The organism is Acinetobacter sp. L-24, from assembly GCF_056857555.1.
This window is the reverse complement of record NZ_JBSXNI010000047.1, coordinates 218,131-234,419: the sequence shown is the minus strand read 5'-3', so window position 1 is coordinate 234,419 and position 16,289 is coordinate 218,131. Positions and strand designations below refer to the sequence as shown.

General features: G+C 42.5%; 14 protein-coding genes and 1 riboswitch. Of the genes, 11 read left to right on the top strand and 3 right to left on the bottom strand.

Annotation, left to right across the window (positions count from 1 at the left end; translation table 11 throughout):
* The first annotated feature begins 123 nt into the window (after positions 1 to 123).
* Positions 124 to 334: riboswitch (cobalamin riboswitch) on the top strand.
* Positions 335 to 372: 38 nt separating this feature from the next.
* From AC13CK_RS15515 to AC13CK_RS15485, 7 genes are all read left to right on the top strand, one after another.
* Complete coding sequence (locus AC13CK_RS15515) at positions 373 to 2,208, top strand: TonB-dependent receptor plug domain-containing protein (protein ID WP_425879233.1); 1,836 nt, start codon at positions 373 to 375, stop codon at positions 2,206 to 2,208.
* Between the two features lie 102 nt (positions 2,209 to 2,310).
* Positions 2,311 to 2,895, top strand: coding sequence for a cob(I)yrinic acid a,c-diamide adenosyltransferase (locus tag AC13CK_RS15510; protein ID WP_425879231.1), 585 nt, complete (start codon positions 2,311 to 2,313; stop codon positions 2,893 to 2,895).
* 142 nt (positions 2,896 to 3,037) lie between these two features.
* Positions 3,038 to 3,751, top strand: coding sequence for a glycerophosphodiester phosphodiesterase (locus tag AC13CK_RS15505; protein ID WP_213687658.1), 714 nt, complete (start codon positions 3,038 to 3,040; stop codon positions 3,749 to 3,751).
* Between the two features lie 440 nt (positions 3,752 to 4,191).
* On the top strand, positions 4,192 to 5,358 hold the full coding sequence (locus tag AC13CK_RS15500; RefSeq protein WP_005267436.1) for an acyl-CoA desaturase: 1,167 nt from the start codon (positions 4,192 to 4,194) through the stop codon (positions 5,356 to 5,358).
* A gap of 132 nt (positions 5,359 to 5,490) precedes the next feature.
* On the top strand, positions 5,491 to 6,936 hold the full coding sequence (locus tag AC13CK_RS15495; RefSeq protein WP_425879228.1) for a protein adenylyltransferase SelO: 1,446 nt from the start codon (positions 5,491 to 5,493) through the stop codon (positions 6,934 to 6,936).
* Positions 6,937 to 7,012: 76 nt separating this feature from the next.
* A complete protein-coding gene (locus AC13CK_RS15490) occupies positions 7,013 to 7,381 on the top strand; it encodes an MmcQ/YjbR family DNA-binding protein (RefSeq protein ID WP_213687660.1) in 369 nt (122 codons plus the stop codon).
* 64 nt (positions 7,382 to 7,445) lie between these two features.
* Complete coding sequence (locus tag AC13CK_RS15485; RefSeq protein WP_482831301.1) at positions 7,446 to 8,000, top strand: GNAT family N-acetyltransferase; 555 nt, start codon at positions 7,446 to 7,448, stop codon at positions 7,998 to 8,000.
* A 203-nt stretch (positions 8,001 to 8,203) separates the two neighbouring features.
* Here the strand turns inward: AC13CK_RS15485 and AC13CK_RS15480 are convergent, their stop codons facing one another.
* Together AC13CK_RS15480 and baeS are read right to left on the bottom strand one after the other, a co-directional pair.
* A complete protein-coding gene (locus AC13CK_RS15480; protein WP_004278304.1) occupies positions 8,204 to 8,890 on the bottom strand; it encodes a response regulator in 687 nt (228 codons plus the stop codon).
* Between the two features lie 13 nt (positions 8,891 to 8,903).
* Positions 8,904 to 10,556 (bottom strand): sensor histidine kinase efflux regulator BaeS, encoded by a 1,653-nt coding sequence (gene baeS / locus AC13CK_RS15475; protein ID WP_425879223.1) that lies wholly within the window; start codon positions 10,554 to 10,556, stop codon positions 8,904 to 8,906.
* Between the two features lie 135 nt (positions 10,557 to 10,691).
* On the opposite strand from baeS, the gene AC13CK_RS15470 reads away from it, so the two are divergent.
* From AC13CK_RS15470 to AC13CK_RS15460, 3 genes are all read left to right on the top strand, one after another.
* Positions 10,692 to 11,285, top strand: a complete 594-nt coding sequence (locus AC13CK_RS15470; protein WP_482831300.1) for a hypothetical protein — start codon at positions 10,692 to 10,694, stop codon at positions 11,283 to 11,285.
* Positions 11,286 to 11,586: 301 nt separating this feature from the next.
* Positions 11,587 to 13,389, top strand: coding sequence for an acyl-CoA dehydrogenase C-terminal domain-containing protein (locus tag AC13CK_RS15465; RefSeq protein WP_004278309.1), 1,803 nt, complete (start codon positions 11,587 to 11,589; stop codon positions 13,387 to 13,389).
* 168 nt (positions 13,390 to 13,557) lie between these two features.
* The gene (locus AC13CK_RS15460) at positions 13,558 to 15,339 is read left to right on the top strand and encodes an acyl-CoA dehydrogenase C-terminal domain-containing protein (protein WP_005246013.1); all 1,782 of its coding nucleotides are present in this window, start codon (positions 13,558 to 13,560) and stop codon (positions 15,337 to 15,339) included.
* Positions 15,340 to 15,401: 62 nt separating this feature from the next.
* Here the strand turns inward: AC13CK_RS15460 and AC13CK_RS15455 are convergent, their stop codons facing one another.
* Positions 15,402 to 15,608: a hypothetical protein gene (locus AC13CK_RS15455; protein ID WP_004278311.1), complete on the bottom strand. Its 207-nt coding sequence runs from the start codon at positions 15,606 to 15,608 to the stop codon at positions 15,402 to 15,404.
* 174 nt (positions 15,609 to 15,782) lie between these two features.
* Here AC13CK_RS15455 and AC13CK_RS15450 point away from each other — a divergent pair, with 174 nt between their 5' ends.
* Complete coding sequence (locus tag AC13CK_RS15450) at positions 15,783 to 16,280, top strand: phosphate-starvation-inducible protein PsiE (protein WP_004647497.1); 498 nt, start codon at positions 15,783 to 15,785, stop codon at positions 16,278 to 16,280.
* The last annotated feature ends 9 nt before the right edge of the window (positions 16,281 to 16,289 follow it).

Below are 16,289 nucleotides of genomic sequence, written 5' to 3'. Positions count from 1 at the left end.
CAATGTATTGAACAATCTGTAAGATTGGGGCAAATCATTGTAATGCAATTTTTCTGACTTGCGTAAAAGTTCATCCGGATTATTCTCTATGCAGATTGTATATAACTCATACTGACTTTATACTGCGCTCACTTTGCAGCAAGTCCAAGCCTTCAGGCTTTAGGGAAGCTGGTGTAAATCCAGCACTGCCCCCGCAACGGTAAAAAATGAAACGTCTATCAATTTAAACTCTTCGGTTTACACCACTGCATCTTGATGTGGGAAGGTGGATATACAGCAAAGTCGCTGCTTTGCACATTTAAGTCCGGAAACCTGCTTGTTGTGTTCTATAACTCAATCATTCACGGGGAAGTGAATGTAGGGAGCTTTAACATGTCACTTCATTGTCAACCTACTGCCTTGGTAGGTGCGATCGCACTTGCGTTGGGGACCACTTCATCTGTTTTTGCTAACGAGCAAAAAGTTGCGAAAGCATCTTTAGATACCATTGTGGTTACAGCAACTCGTTCTGCAGAAAACATTGAAAATGTCCCTGCTCGAATTTCAGTAATTGATCAGAAGACTATTGAATCAAATCCTATTTTAAACATCTCTGAATTAATTCAGCGTGATCCATCCATATATATCAAACAAAGCGGTGGTTTTGGACAAGTTTCTGAAATTAGACTTCGTGGTACAAACGCTGTTCATACTTTAGTGCTTAAAGATGGAGCACGTTTAAACAGTCAAAATAATTATGGTCCTTTATACCCTTCTTTTTTAGATACAACAGATGTTCAACAAGTGGAGATTTTAAAAGGTCCTGCCTCTGTTCAATATGGCAGTGATGCTATTGGTGGAGTTGTCCAACTTCTCTCTAAGAAACCTGAAAAAACTGGTGCTGAAATTACTAGTATTTATGGAGAGAATCAAACCTATAAAGCTATTGCAAAAGCTAATTTAGTTGCTAATAACGGATTTTATGCACAAGTTAGTGGCCAACAGTTAGAAACTGATGGTACCCGTATTTATGAAAATTTACCGACTAATGATCTTGGCAGTTTTGACCAACAAGGATATAGTGCAAAACTTGGTTATATTAAAGAAGAATTGCTAAATAGCTCCATCTCTATCAGTGAAAATAAAGGTACTAGTATCTTTAGCAGTAATTACAATACAACAACCTCACCACGTGAGTTTAAAAACCGTATCATTAATGCCAAACTAAGTTACCACGTTTCGCCAAATATAATTTTAGGTACTCATCTAGCAAATGTTCAAGACAAACAAAATGTCATTGATTACGGTGACCATTATAATACTGAAAATAATGAAGCAGATTTAAACCTCAAGTGGAAGTTTAATAAGTACCAAAACATTTTAATCGGTGCAACTTATAACGATGCTAACTATAAAACTAATAGCATCCTAGCAAATGATCAAAGCGTAGAAAGTAAAGGTTACTATGCACAACACCAATTTAAGAATAACCTTCTAGATACTCAACTTGGAGTCCGTTTAGAAGATAATGAACGATTTGGTACACATACCGTTGGACAAGGTGCCATTCGCTATCACTTTCTACCAAATGCTAGTATCTATACAAATATTGGTACAGCATTCCGCGCCCCTAGTCTAAATGAGCTCTATACAAAATGGGGAGGTAATACTGATCTGACTCCAGAAAAAAGTACCTCATACGAGCTTGGTTTAGACTATAAACTAACAGATAATCTGAGCACTCAAGTTTCTGCTTATCACACCAAGATTAAAGATCTAATCGGTTATGGTGACTCTCAAAATGAAAATATTGCAGTTGCCAAGATAAAAGGTGGAGAAGCAAGTATTAAATGGGCTCAAGATGACCTTTTTGTATCCACTGCTTATGCTTATGCAAAAACTGAGAACAAAGAGAATGGTAAAGAGCTTGCTTATCGTCCTAAGCAGTCACTAACTCTTACTACAGGTCTTGAAAATGACAAGTATGGAATAAGTGCATCTCTTATCGCTCGGTCAAAGTCATATACAAACAATAGTAATTCAGAGCAAATTTCAGGTTATGCAACTGTGGACTTAAATGCTTATTTAAATCTAACGCCACAAGTGAAATTATTTACGAATATTCAAAATATTGGTGATGTTGAATATCGAACTGAACAATATGGCAATAAAGATTGGTACATCAACGGTGGCCGTCTCGCTTCTGCCGGCGTGACCTTTAAATACTAAGCTCTAAACAGCAAAAAACTTTAAAACAGCGCAGTTTATGGATAATGTTATGACCGACATTATCCTTTTTTATTATCTTCATTAAAAATTCAAGGAACACATATGGGCCACCGTTTAAGTAAAATCTACACCCGCACAGGCGATTCGGGTACTACAGGGCTTGGTGATGGCTCACGCGTTGCCAAAGATGACTTGCGTATTACCGCGCTGGGTGATGTCGATGAACTGAATGCCGTGATTGGCGTATTACGTGCACAAATTTCAGCAAGCACTATTAAAGATCAAGCCGCTTGGGATAAATCTTTAAGCCTGATTCAGCACTGGCTATTTGATCTGGGCGGCGAAGTCTGCATTCCGGGTTTTAATCTGGTGCAACCGGTATCGATTGAGTTTTTGGAAAATGATATCGACCGAATGAATGCGGCCTTACCAATGCTCAAAGACTTTATTTTGCCTACCGGAACGCTGGTGTGTAGCTTTGCCCATCAGGCCCGCGCTGTTTGCCGTCGTGCAGAACGCAGCGTCATGTCGGTACATCACCGTGACCAAAATATTCAGGCAGCGTCACTGCAACTACTTAATCGTTTATCGGACTGGTTATTTGTAGCATCACGTACCCTGCAACGTGCTGAGGGCGGTTCCGAAGTGCTGTGGCAAAAAAATATCAATGACAGCATCGAAAAGTAAAATTATGTTTCAAGTTGCTATCTAAAAATACACGTCAGATGTCTCTTGATTTTACAGAACATCTGACGAAAATAGAAAGTGTCACTCTTCTGTCACGTAGCCCTCGCAAAATGAACTTAACTTTCCCACTCATGAGCATCTTATGCGCATAATTGGTCATCGTGGTGCACGTGGCGAAGCCCCTGAAAATACCTTGGGCGGTTTTCAATATATTCAGGAGATTGGCATTCGCGCCGTTGAGTTTGATGTCCGTCAGCTCAAAGACAATGCCTTAATCATCATGCATGATGACGACTTTGTGCGTACCACCGGTTTGCAGAAGCATCTATACGAGTGTAACCGTCAAGATCTTACCCAATATAATCACGCAGTGGCCTGGTCAGAATGGAATAAAATCGAAGCGACCCCATTGCTCGATCAAACCTTAAATGTCATTCGAAATTTTGAGCATATTGAAGTCGAAATTAAAAGCGTAGCATCTGAAGAAGCAGCTGAAAAAATCGCGTTTGAAGTCGAAAAGCAGTTACAAGGCTATGAGCAGGCAGCCATTATTACCAGCTTTGATGCCAAAATTCTGGATGCATTTAAACAGCAAAACTCACGTTTAAAACGCGGTTTATTGATTGAAACCGATGTCAAACATCAAGCCATTGATCAGGCGCTGGAACTTGGATGCTGTCATATTGGCTGGATGGATGAACTGGCCAGTAAAGACCTGATTCAAGCCACGCAGGCTGCCGAGTTGAATATCAGTGTCTGGACGGTCAATGATGTCACCCGTGCCAAACAGCTGCGAGACTGGGGCATTCAGGGGGTGATTACCGATTATCCAAAATTGATGCTACAACAACTCTAAATAATCTCTCTTAGCCTTGATTGATCTAGGTATTTCTTGATCCAGTTCATTTCGAAAATGTAATAATGAAAGTGTGAATCTTCCTTAATCAGATTTTATTTGAAAGTGAAATTAAGTTGCCCAACCTCTATATTCTGCAAATTTCCTGATAATATTGTAGAAATTATGAACAACTATTTTCCTCTGATTCATTCGGTTTCCATTTTCTGAAAGAGTGATAATCCTCAGTCACTTAGTCGGAAATCAGAACCCGTCTACGCTCGCAAAATGGTCACTTCTGCCCTACTTATTCTGTTACCGACAAGTACAATACAACCGTACAATAATGCTAGTGATGCCTTAGGGCACATGCTAATATGGACAAGATAGGCTGCTGTTAAAACCAACAGTAGTTTCTGCTTTTTGTTATACCTTCCGAGGTTCTAGGAGTGCTGTTGGAGATGAATGCTCCCTTACCCAAAGCCCCCATCAACTGGATTGCTGTGTTTGCATTGGTATTTTTACCGATCGTAGCCCTGATTGCGATTCCGTTGTATGCGTATCACCATGATTTTAGCGCTGCCGCTTGGATCAGTATGTTTGTTTTACTGGGCGTAAGCAGCCTCGGCATTACAGCAGGATACCATCGCCTGTGGGCACATCGTGCTTATGAAGCCACTTTACCATTAAAAATCATCTTGATGATTATGGGTACATTTGCTGTACAGAATAGTATTTTATTCTGGGCATCTGGTCACCGTACCCATCACCGTCATGTCGATGATGTTGATCAAGACCCGTACTCGATCAATAAAGGCTTCTGGTATGCACATATTGGCTGGATGTTACGTGATTATCCATCTGGTGCTGCCAACTATAAAAATGCGCCAGATCTATTAAAAGATAAAGTGGTGATGTTTCAGGACAAATACTACGTTCCTTTAGTGATTACTGTTCATGCTGCGATTTTATTGCCAATTGGCTGGGCAGTCGGCGATGTCTGGGGCGTGTTGCTGTTGGGTGGATTAATGCGTTTAATCCTGAGCCATCATGTGACCTTCTTCATTAACTCACTTTGCCACATGTGGGGAAATCGTCCTTATACCGATGAAAATACTGCACGTGACAACTTCGTACTCGCGGTTGCAACTTGGGGTGAGGGTTATCATAACTATCACCACATTTTCCAATACGATTACCGTAACGGCGTAAAATGGTGGCAATACGATCCAACTAAATGGTTGATCTGGACTTGTTCTAAACTTGGTTTAGCTAAAAACTTGCGCCGCATTCCTAGCTTTAATATCAAAAAAGCGGAATTGGCAATGAAGTTTAAATATGCTGAACAGGATCTTGCGGTATATGGCCATGATGTTTCTGAAGATATCTCGGCGGTAAAAACCAAGATCGCACAGGAATATGATGCATTTACCCAAACTTTAAATGACTGGGCGAAGCTGAAAGAACAGGAAATTCAGGTCAAGAAAGCATCGATGGCTGAAAAAATCCATCAGATGGATGACAAGCTGAAAGTTGAATTCCAGCTGGTTGAACAGCGTCTTTCTCATCATCGTCAAACCTTGAATCTACTGGTTCGTAATTTGAAAAAATCTGCAGTTTCTCAATAAAAGCTGTTGAACACTAAAGCCCCGATTGGGGCTTTTTTTATGTCCGAAAGATAACGTGAACTCTCGCTTATACAACAGTTTTATACAGCTATCTTTGTTATAGTAAATTTATTCCAATCCTGTACTGATGCCATGTATTTTAACTCTCGCTATCAAACACTGCCCGCCCGCCTCTATCACCATCAAGTTCCGCTGCCGTTAAAAGGTGCGAAAGCCGGACATTTTAATGCAGCTTTAGCAGAGCAATTGCAATGGTCGGATGAAGACAAGGCGCAATGGGTCGAGATTTGTAGTGGTCAGAAAGTTTTTACTGAATTTGAACCCTTGGCTATGGTCTATGCAGGTCATCAGTTTGGACAATGGGCAGGACAGTTGGGAGATGGTCGCGGGTTGTTGATTGCGCAAATTCTGGATAAAAATAATCAGACCATTGACCTGCATTTAAAAGGTGCTGGTGCAACCCCTTATTCACGCATGGGCGATGGTCGTGCAGTACTGCGTTCAGTCATTCGTGAGTATCTGGCAGGTCATGCCTTAAATGCTTTAGGTGTAGCATCCAGTAATGCAGTTGGTTTTACTTCATCAATCCAAGGTATTCAGCGTGAGAAGCTAGAGCCGGGCGCGATGATGTTGCGTACTTCAGACTGTCATATCCGTTTCGGCCATTTTGAATGGATCAATCAGTATCAGCCAGATCTACTAGCTGAATTTACCCAGAAATGTATCGAATGGCATTATCCAGAATGCCTGCAAGCCGAACAGCCGATTCTGAGCTTTGCCACAAAAGTTATTCAGCGCACTGCGGTGATGATTGCCAAATGGCAACGGGTTGGTTTTGCACATGGCGTGATGAATACTGACAACCTGAATATTACCGGTTCAACTTTGGACTTTGGTCCTTATGGCTTTATGGAGCGCTTCCGTCCGAACTGGATCAATAACCACTCGGATTATCAAGGGCGTTATACCTATCAGCAGCAGCCAAGTATCGGACACTGGAATTTGTGGCAATGGTTAAACAATCTGGTGCCGCTCTGCCCTACAGATTATGACAAAGAACAATGGAAACAGGATTTAGCAGCGTGTCTGGAGCACTATGAGCCAACATTTTTAGAGCATTATAAACATGGTTTAAACCAGAAAATGGGCTTGCCAAGTTTCCATAAAGACAGTTTTGACTGCGCAATGGCCTTTCTGCGCATTTTACAGAGTGAACAACTGGACTACACCCAAAGTTTTATCCGTATGCAAAATAAAGACTATGAAGCCCTTAAAGATGATTGTCTGGATCGTCGTCAGTTTGAAGCATTTTTGACACAATATGAAAGCATTCGAGAACAACAGGATATTGAAGAGTTAGACGCCGCCATGCACTTGATCAATCCACATTATATTATACGTAATCATATGGCACAGAAAGCCATTGAACTGGCAGAGCGGGATGATTTTTCTGAAGTAGGTCGTCTGTTTAAATTACTCAGTCAGCCTTATCTAAAACAGCCAGATTTGGAACAGCCTGAAGATTTAGCACCATTACCAAGTGATGTGCCTGAAGTCATGGTGAGTTGTTCGTCTTAATTTATTCACATCCAAAATAAAAACTGTGGATAATTTAAGCATTATCCACAGTTTTATGATGAGCTATCCATAACTTATGACCCTACACATTGTTGCTTCATCGACTGCATTAAAACTGCCGGAAGTCACTGTCACTCAGCCTTTTGGTGAAGGTTGTGATGTATTTAAAGTCATGGATAAAGTCTTTATGCTGACTTTTCATTTGCAAGGAAAAGCTGCGATTAATTTAAAAGTCGAGCCTGAGCATGGTGCAATGCTGCGGGATATTTATCCTTATATTCATACGGGCTGGCATATGAATAAACAGCATTGGATTTCAGTTTACGAGGATGAAGATCTGGATGAATCTTTGATTAAAGATTTGGTGCTGAATTCTTATAAGCTGGTGGTGGCAAAATTGAAGAAAGTAGATCAGCAAAGAATTAAATTATTTAGGAGCATTTAAGCTGTACTAGAAGAAGCTGATCATATATTTTTAAACTAAGGCTAGAATTTTAAATTAAATAACTATGAAAACTCGCAAAGTATTAGCTTCGCCTATAAAAACTGATCGTCTAAATTTACGTAAATTTCAGACTGGGGATGAAAATTCTCTCTTTACTGAATATTTCGGAGACTGGGAAGCGAGCAAATACCTCCAGAGAATGCCACATAAAAATATATGTCAGACAAAAAACATGTTGGAAAATTGGTGTGGGGTCAACTGGGAAGACCCAGATAAAAATTTTGCCTGGATTGTCAGCGACCAGAAAACCGATTTGGCTCTGGGAATTGTATTGTTTTTTAATAAAGAGAATTGTGGGGAAATCCACTTTGGGCTAGGAAAAAAATTTCAAGGACAAGGGTTCATGCAAGAGTCACTAAAAGCTGTACTTACTTATTTAAAAGATAATAGCACTCTTGAAAGAATTGAGACTTTTTATGATGCAGAACATACCAGATCAAAAAACGTCCTGATTAAATCAGGTTTCACCCAAACAGGCATTTTAAAAAATTGGGCAAGATTTCCTTTAATCTGTGAGCATACTAGAGACTGCATTCATTATTATATTGAAATAAATTAAAATATTGATAGCCAACAGTTTTTCGCCCTCGATCAGAATAAATTCTTAACCATCCAAACCATAGGTTTCAGAACCCTCTAAAATGATCCAGGAGGCATTATACAAGTGTACTGTTCTTTTCATAAAATCAAAAAAAATAATGCTTTATAAAGAAAGCGAATAAGTTCTCACCTATTCGCTTCTCTTAAACATTAAAAACTTAATCAGTCTTCAGGATATTCAAAACGGTAACCGACCCCATACACCGCCTGAATCCACTCATGACGGTTGCCGGTTTCAGCCGCATCTGAAATCTTACGGCGTAAATTCTTGATATGACTGTCAATGACACGGTCAGCCACATCAAAACTGTCCGGATTAATATGATCCAGCAATTGCGCACGTGAATATACCTGTCCGACATGTTCCAGGAATAACTCCAGTAAACGGAATTCGGTCGGCGTTAAATTCAAGGCTTTTTGTTGATACCAGATGCGCTGTTGTGATTTGTCCATACGGAATAAATCATTGCTTTCCGGTTCTGATTTACGATCCAGACGACGTAACACAGCCTGTACACGCGCGACCAGTTCTTTCGGACTAAATGGTTTACAGAGATAATCATCTGCACCCATATTCAGACCCAACACACGGTCAATTTCTTCAGTACGTGCAGTCACCATAATAATCGGTAAATCCGACTGTTCACGTACCTTACGGCAAATGGTCAGGCCGTCCATACGCGGCACCATCAAGTCCAGAATCATCAGACTCGGTTTACGCTGGGTAAAACTGTTATATGCTTCCTGCCCATCATGAAACATACTGACCTCAAAACCAGCAGCTTCCAGATAGTCTCGCACCAACTGTGCAAGTTCGATTTCATCTTCAACCAGCATGACATGTTTCATCAATATATTTCCTTTATGGTTTCACTTGTTTAGGAAAGCTCAGCTTACATCGTAAACCACCCAGTGGTGAATGTGCAAAGCTTAAGCTGCCGCCCAGCGCCTGTGTAATTTTACATGATAATGCCAAACCCAGTCCGGTTCCGCCAGTCGCCCGGGTACGAGAATCATCGACACGGTAGAAACGCTCACCAATACGCGTCAGTTGTTCATCAGTCAGACCAAACGGACTATCATCGACATATAAGGTCCATTCTTTATCATCCTGTGTGGTATGAATATGCACCTGCCCGCCTGCTTCAGTATAGCGAATACTGTTACTCAGCAAGTTCGCCACAATCTGTTTAAAACGATCTAGATCCAGATTTAAATCAGTTCCTTCGCCATCTGCAGTAACCACTAATTCAGCCTGTTCAAAGTTCGGCTGGAAGTTAATGAGTTCCTGCTGCACAACCTCCCACGGATTCACCGTCGAGAAATAGAATTGCAATTGCTGGGCATCGACCTGTGCCAATGCGGCCAGATCTTGGGTCAGTTTTTTCAGACTGTTCACCTGAGCCAGCATGGAAGCAAAATGTTCAGGCGTTGGTTTACGGATTCCGTCCTGCATCGCTTCAATCTGTGCCTGTAAGACTGCTAGTGGCGTTTTTAACTCATGTGAGGTATCTGCCACCCACTGACGGCGTGAGGTTTCATGCTGATCCAGAATCACCGCCAATGCATTTAATTCATTGGATAAATCACCTAATTCATCATTCCGGTTCACTTTAACCTGATATTGATAATTTCCCTGAGTCAAGGCACGTGTGCCATTGAGCAGCCGTTGAATCGGCTTTTTGAAATAAGTCGCCAATAACAGGGACGCAATCAGACTCGCCAAAATACTGAGTGCATAAACCAGAAATAAATAACGCTTCTGGTTACTAAAGAAATTGATACTTAAGGCATCATCCTGATCCAGAACCGGTTTTAAGCCCAAATAGCCGACAATCTGGTTATTCACCATAATTGGGCGATAAGAGACCTGCTCATCCGAAGCCTCACCGACCACAAAACGACGCTTGGCATCATACAGAGAAAGACGTGAACTGAGACCAAGACGATCCGGCATCTGGATAAACTGTTTCTTGCCGGTCGGCTGCTGTGCTGGCTGTTCCCCATTCTTGCGATCAGCCCTAAACAGATTCTGATTGGAGCTGAGCGGGAATTTCAAGCCTTCAAAGGGCTGAAACTGTGAAGGCAAATTAGATGCCAGCACACGTAATTCTTCTTCATTGACCTGACGTTGTGGCAGCGCCGGATCTACCATACTGGGTGCGACCTGAGCCAGAGTCTGTTCCTGAAAATAACGCTGCTGCAAGGCAATATCATACTGACGGCGCAGCCACCAGCGTGATAATCGGTCATAATCATCTGGTGCGGCTTCACCTTCCATCTGGAGAATCTGTGCCTGAATCGCGTTGCCCCAGTCCTGATAGACCGCATAGACATCTGCCAGATTTTCAATCACATAATCTAGCTTCTGCATTTCGACATCGGCGACATAACGGGCGAAATTACGCTGCATATTCAGATGCAATACACCCAGGCTCACTGTGGTAATGACCAACGTGGTCAACAGCACGGTCAAAAATAGACGTAATGCAATGGGAATACGGCGAATGTTCAAAACTAAAATCTCAATTTTTCTTCTATATTCATTATTGTAGCGAACACCGCAGCAAAAAACTCTTCATTGTTTCTTCATCTTTATTGTTTAATCTTTATCTGACATAGAATCAGCTTCTTGACGGGGATAAATACAATGCAAACCATGACAAAAATAGCTTTAATCAGTGCAAGTGTTTTATCAATGGGTGCGTTGACTGCCTGTCAATCCACCAGCAATGTGCCAAGCAATGATCATCCCCACATGATGAAACATCATGAAGGCAAAAAACAGCATCTAACTCCCGAACAGCGTGAGCAGTTTAAGGCAAAGCGTGCAGAACGCATGCAGTTTGCCAAACAGCTTCAACAGGCCTGCGACAATAAAGCTGTGGGCTCGGCCGTTCAAATCAAGACTGGCGATAAAACCATAGACGGCACCTGCAAGATGGTCTTTAAAGCAGATCGTAAAGAGATGAAAAGCCATCGCGACATGAAAGCTGAGCATCGTCCAATGCGTGCTGATATGCGTAGAGGCATGATGCACGGTGAAGTCATGACGGATGCCAAACGTGCAGAATTGACTAAACAGTTTGATCAGCGCCTCGCTCAACATCAGGCACATCAACGAGCCATGCTGCAAGCCTGTCAAGGCAAAAAAGACGGGACTGCTGCACAGATCAAGATGAGCGAACAAACTATCAATGGCAAATGTCATGTCCGTTTCCAGCCCACAGCCTCTACCTATTAATGCATAGGAATCAAGGCTTCACGACTAGCACCTTCGGGTGCTTTTTTATTGCGTGCTCTTTCATGCATACAGTTGACTATTCGTTTCCTGCAGAATATGGCTAAAGTCTTTATACTCAAGACCTTTAATGCGTCATGCAGATTAATCTTTGACTTTACAGTCACCAAGAAAACACCCCGAAAAGCTTGTACCGCAGGGGAAGTTGTTGCACGATTAGATCATTCCAAACCGTGTCAGTGAAGACAGGTTTTAGTTCATCTAAGATTATAACGCTGGTTCAACCAGTATTGAGGAAACCGATATGCCACAATACAAAGCGCCTTTACGTGATATGCAATTTGTGTTGCATGAATTATTAAATGCTGAACAACACTATGCAAATCTCCCTGCATTCCAAGAAAACGTAAGCCGTGAGCTGGTAGATCAGTACTTAGAAGCTGCGGCCGACTTCTGTGAAAACGAATTGTCTCCGATCAACCAGACCGGTGACCGTGAAGGCTGTACCTGGAATGACGGCGTTGTTACGACTCCGACTGGCTTTAAAGAAGCGTACCAAAAATACATCGAGCTTGGCTTCCCTTCTCTTTCTGCTGAAGAACAATACGGCGGTCAAGGCTTACCGAACTCTTTAGGTATCGCGATTTCTGAAATGGTGGGTACTGCGAACTGGGCATGGGGCATGTACCCTGGCCTGTCTCACGGTGCGGTTCGTACTTTAGAACATCATGGTTCAGCTGAACAAAAAGACGCTTACCTGCCTAAACTGGTTTCAGGTGAGTGGACGGGTACCATGTGCTTAACTGAATCCCATGCGGGTTCTGACCTGGGTATTATCCGTACCAAAGCTGAACCACAAGCGGACGGTAGCTATGCAATCTCTGGCGAGAAAATCTTTATCTCTGCTGGTGAACACGACATGGCAGAGAACATTATCCATATCGTACTTGCTCGCCTGCCAGGTGCACCGAAAGGTACCAAAGGTATCTCATTATTCATCGTGCCAAAATTCAACCTAAATGCTGACGGTTCTATTGGCGAGCGTAACGGTGTACGTTGTGGTTCGATCGAACACAAGATGGGTATTCATGGTAACGCGACTTGTGTCATCAACTTTGACAATGCTAAAGGCTTCCTGATTGGACCTGAAAACCGCGGCTTGAACTGCATGTTTACGTTCATGAACACAGCACGTATCGGTACAGCAGTTCAAGGTCTTGCAGCATCTGAAGGTTCATTCCAAGGCGCGCTTGCATACGCAAAAGATCGTCTGGCAATGCGCTCTCTTTCTGGTCCTAAAGCACCTGAAAAAGAAGCAGATCCAATCATTGTGCATCCTGCGGTACGTAACATGCTTTTAACTCAAAAAGCATATGCAGAAGGTGGTCGTGCACTGGTTTACCTGTTAGCACAATATGCTGACGTAGTTGAACATGCTGCAGAAGAAGCAGACCGTAAATTTGCAGACAACATCCTGTCATTGCTGACACCAATCGCAAAAGCGTTCCTGACTGAAACTGGTTCTGAAGCTGCGAAACACGGTGTACAGGTATTTGGTGGTCACGGCTTTATTTCTGAGCACGGTATGGAGCAGATCGTACGTGATACACGTATCGCCTGCTTGTACGAAGGTACCACTGAAATTCAGGCACTAGACTTGTTAGGCCGTAAAGTATTGGGTACGCAAGGTGCAATGTTGAAAGACTTCACCAAGATCATCCATAAATTTGCTGAAGCGCACAAAGACAATGCTGCAATGAAAGAATTCGTTGAACCATTGGCTGCCTTGAACAAAGAATGGGGCGATCTGACCATGCAGATTGGTATGCGCGCGATGCAAAACCCTGAAGAAGTGGGTGCGGCTGCAGTCGATTACCTCTACTTCTCTGGTTATGTCACTCTAGCTTACCTATGGGCACGTATGGCATTGGTTGCTCAGGAGCAACTGGCTGCGGGCACCACTGAGGTTGATTTCTACAATGCCAAAGTGACGACAGCACGCTTCTACTTCAAGAAAATCCTGCCACGCGTTCGTTCACACGTTGAAGTGATTGCGACAGGTGTAGAGCCATTGATGAACCTGGATGCGGAACACTTTGCATTCTAAGTTAGTCTCAGACTAGCTACATTTCAGAAAAAGGACGGTCAATCAACAGGCAGTCCTTTTTCTTTATAAAGAGTTACAGAATTAACCTTTAGTCGTCTAACATTCAGATTTTGAGTGTTTTAGACTGATTAAAACTCATTTAATCAAACAATAAACAGGTGACACACCATGCCAATTTATAACGCGCCACTTGCCGATATGAAATTCATCCTGAACGATGTCTTCAATGCAGAACCGTTCTGGCAGGCCAATGAAAATCTAGCGCATCTGGATGCTGGGACAGCAGAAGCGATTCTTGAAGAAATGGCAAAATTTTCGCAAAACGTCATGCTTCCACTGAACCGTACAGGTGATGAAGAAGGCGCAAAAATTGAAAATGGCAATGTGACCACACCTGCTGGCTTTAAAGAAGCATTCAAACAATATGCAGAAGGCGGCTGGATTGGTCTGGGCGCAGATATGGAATGGGGCGGCCAGGAAATGCCGAAAATGCTGACAGTACTTTCTGATGAAATGCTGTTCGCGACCAACCCGTCTTTCATGCTGTATCCACTGCTTTCTGTTGGTGCAGGCATGGCGTTGAATAGCTATGCTTCACAAGCACAAAAAGAAACCTATTTACCTAAAATTTATTCGGGCGAATGGTCAGGCACCATGTGCTTAACTGAACCACATGCCGGTACTGATCTGGGTATTATCAAGACCAAAGCTGAACGTAACGAAGACGGCACTTATAGCATCAGCGGCACCAAGATTTTCATCACTGGCGGTGACCATGACCTGGCGGAAAACATCATTCATTTAGTTCTGGCAAAAACCCCAGATGCGCCTGCCGGCTCTCGTGGTATTTCCCTCTTCATCGTACCGAAATTCTTGGTCAATGAAGATGGTTCTATTGGCGAACGTAACCCGGTCGGCCCAGGTTCAATCGAACACAAGATGGGAATCAAGGCATCAGCAACTTGTGTCATGAACTTTGACGGTGCGAAAGGTTACCTCGTTGGTAAAGAAAATGAAGGTCTCGCTGCAATGTTCGTGATGATGAACTATGAACGTCTGTCGATGGGTATCCAAGGCCTAGGTGCTTCTGAATTCGCTTATCAAAACGCTGCGCAATATGCGACAGACCGTTTACAGGGTCGCAGCGCGGCTGGCGTTCAATCACCAAACAAACCTGCGGACAGTATTCTAGTGCATGGTGATGTACGCCGTATGCTGCTGAATGTACGTGCCAATAATGAAGCTTCACGTGCATTCGCCGTGTATGTAGGTCAACAGTTGGATATCACCAAATTCTCGACTGATCCTGAAGCGGTGAAAAAAGCCAATGACCGTGTTGCGCTATTAACACCAATCGCGAAAGCGTATTTAACGGATACCGCATTCCAAGCGACATTAGATGCACAAATGGTCTTCGGTGGTCATGGCTATATCCGTGAATGGGGCTTGGAGCAATGTATCCGTGACCTGCGTATTTCCCAGATCTATGAAGGCACCAACGGCGTACAGTCACAAGATTTGATCGGCCGTAAAACCATTAAATGTGGCGGCGAATATATCTCTGAATATATCTCTGAAATCCGTGACTTTGCCAATAGTCTGGATGCAGACCTGAACTTCATTAAAGATGCCACACTGGATGCAGCGACTGAAGTTGAATCAGTGACTCAGTATATTCTGGAAGCAGCAAGAGAAAGTCATGACTTTCCGAATGCGACCGCAGTCGACTATCTGCACGCTGTAGGTCTGTTGAGTTTCTCTTATATGTTTGCGCGCATTGCCAATGCAGCGAAAAATAAAGAAGGTGAGTTCTATCAAAATAAACTCGCTCTGGCACGTTATTTTGTACAACGCATTCTGCCTGAACTGGCATTACGCATTACTAAAGTGAAATCAGGTTCTGACGTCATCATGAACTTCTCTGAAGATTATTTCACGACTCAAGCTTAAGCTGAAAATCTGCAATAAAAAACGCCTGCATCAGCAGGCGTTTTTTTATGAAAATGCAACAATTAAACTTTTTGAATCAGTAAGGTATCCGGCTGATTATTGCTCTTCGGATTCAGATGTTTATTCACAATTTTGATATTCCCCTCTGACTCTAAAGACTCGCAGAGTTCCACCACCTTTTGCATATCTTCAGCCTTAATGCCTACGCCGAGGATTAATTTTTTTCCGGCTTCTAATTGGCTAATTTTTGTTTGAATTTTATCTAACACTTTTTTCTCCTATTTATTCAATGTTACCACCCATACAATATAGCAATTTAGTCTAAAAAAAGCGCAAAAGTTCAAATAATTTAATCTTTATTTTTCATTCAATCATTCTGTGCATGATCTTTGCACGTTATTCTGTAACTATCTTTATTTCATATGAAAAATCAGGAGGATAATATGTCTAAATCACGTCCAAAAATTGAAAAATTTGAAGCCCTCCTCGACCGTCTTGGTAATCTTGCTGTAGAAAGCTTTCATTATATTGCGCTGTTTATTATTGGCTGTATGGTGATCTGGTCCGCTGGCCATACCGTCATTGACATTCTGACCGTGAAACAGTTCGCCACCATTGACGACATTCTTCTGTTGTTTATTTATCTGGAACTTGGTGCCATGGTCGGCATCTATTTCAAAACCAACCATATGCCAGTACGTTTCCTGATTTATATTGCCATTACTGCACTGACCCGTTTGCTGATTGCAGATATTCAACACACGCATAAAGCCAGCATGGATCTGGTGATTATTACCGGTTCGATTCTGATTCTGGCCTTTGCGATATTAGTGGTGCGCTATGCCTCATGGACTTATCCATCCGTGATTCGTGACAAACATAGTGAAAAGCCATTACCCCTTGGCAAAACACCGCGTCCAGAAGATGATGAATTGGCATAGTCTTTTAAG

Excerpts from the sequence above, each read along its gene's own strand:
- AC13CK_RS15450 (WP_004647497.1), top strand. The coding sequence starts at position 15,783 with ATGTCTAAATCACGTCCAAAAATTGAAAAATTTGAAGCCCTCCTCGAC.
- AC13CK_RS15495 (WP_425879228.1), top strand. The coding sequence starts at position 5,491 with ATGTATTTTAACTCTCGCTATCAAACACTGCCCGCCCGCCTCTATCAC.
- AC13CK_RS15485 (WP_482831301.1), top strand. The coding sequence starts at position 7,446 with ATGAAAACTCGCAAAGTATTAGCTTCGCCTATAAAAACTGATCGTCTA.
- AC13CK_RS15515 (WP_425879233.1), top strand. The coding sequence starts at position 373 with ATGTCACTTCATTGTCAACCTACTGCCTTGGTAGGTGCGATCGCACTT.
- AC13CK_RS15500 (WP_005267436.1), top strand. The coding sequence starts at position 4,192 with ATGAATGCTCCCTTACCCAAAGCCCCCATCAACTGGATTGCTGTGTTT.
- AC13CK_RS15460 (WP_005246013.1), top strand. The coding sequence starts at position 13,558 with ATGCCAATTTATAACGCGCCACTTGCCGATATGAAATTCATCCTGAAC.
- AC13CK_RS15465 (WP_004278309.1), top strand. The coding sequence starts at position 11,587 with ATGCCACAATACAAAGCGCCTTTACGTGATATGCAATTTGTGTTGCAT.
- AC13CK_RS15510 (WP_425879231.1), top strand. The coding sequence starts at position 2,311 with ATGGGCCACCGTTTAAGTAAAATCTACACCCGCACAGGCGATTCGGGT.
- AC13CK_RS15480 (WP_004278304.1), bottom strand. The coding sequence starts at position 8,890 with ATGAAACATGTCATGCTGGTTGAAGATGAAATCGAACTTGCACAGTTG.
- AC13CK_RS15470 (WP_482831300.1), top strand. The coding sequence starts at position 10,692 with ATGCAAACCATGACAAAAATAGCTTTAATCAGTGCAAGTGTTTTATCA.
- AC13CK_RS15490 (WP_213687660.1), top strand. The coding sequence starts at position 7,013 with ATGACCCTACACATTGTTGCTTCATCGACTGCATTAAAACTGCCGGAA.
- AC13CK_RS15505 (WP_213687658.1), top strand. The coding sequence starts at position 3,038 with ATGCGCATAATTGGTCATCGTGGTGCACGTGGCGAAGCCCCTGAAAAT.